Source organism: Sphingomonas endophytica, from assembly GCF_001476895.1.
Lineage (GTDB): Bacteria > Pseudomonadota > Alphaproteobacteria > Sphingomonadales > Sphingomonadaceae > Sphingomonas > Sphingomonas endophytica_A.
In genome coordinates this window covers 1-656 of record NZ_LDTB01000210.1, presented here as the reverse complement: position 1 = coordinate 656, position 656 = coordinate 1, and the positions used below count along the sequence as shown (strand labels likewise).

The window sequence follows — 656 nt, the reverse complement described above, 5'->3', positions numbered from 1 at the left end:
GCAAGGAACTGCTTGAGGTCGACCATCCCACCTTCACAGATCCCGGTAAAATTGGGTTGTGGACGAAGGCCGACAGCGTGACGCTGTTTGACCAAATGACCCACGGCGTAATCAAGTAATCCAATCGAATCAAGAAGATAAATTACAGGTGCGCAAGATAATGCGCGAGTGCGGTGATTTCCACTTCGCTCAGGTGATAGGCGACCTCCGCCATCGCCGCCACGCCGCCGCCGACCCGCAAATTTGATTTGTAGTCATGCAGCGCCTTGACGAGGTAATCCTCGCGCTGGCCGGCGAGACGCGCGACAGCCTTCGACCCGGCAAAAGTATCGCCGTGGCATGACGCACAGCGCCGTCCCATGGCTGCCTCCGCACCCTTCTTTGACAAATCGGGATTGTCGTCGGGTGCGGATGCTTTCGGCGGCGTCAGCGAGGCAAAATAGCCGCTGAGGTTGCGGATGTCCTCATTGTTGACCTGCTCGGCGATCGGTTGCATCGCCTCGTTTTTGCGGGAGCCGCTGCGGAAGAAAACCAGTTGCCACTGCAAATATTGATCGGGCTGCCCGGCCAGCGACGGCGTGTTCTCGGTTTCGGATATGCCGTTTTCACGGTGACCTGTGTCTTATAAACATCTGACGCTGACGAAGAAAGAGAAA

At 56.7% G+C, this 656-nt stretch carries 1 protein-coding gene; it reads right to left on the bottom strand.

Annotated features, from left to right (window positions below; genetic code table 11):
* Nucleotides 1-142: 142 nt before the first annotated feature.
* Nucleotides 143-547: a c-type cytochrome gene (locus tag NS334_RS16780; protein WP_206542718.1), complete on the bottom strand. Its 405-nt coding sequence runs from the start codon at nt 545-547 to the stop codon at nt 143-145.
* Nucleotides 548-656: the final 109 nt, after the last annotated feature.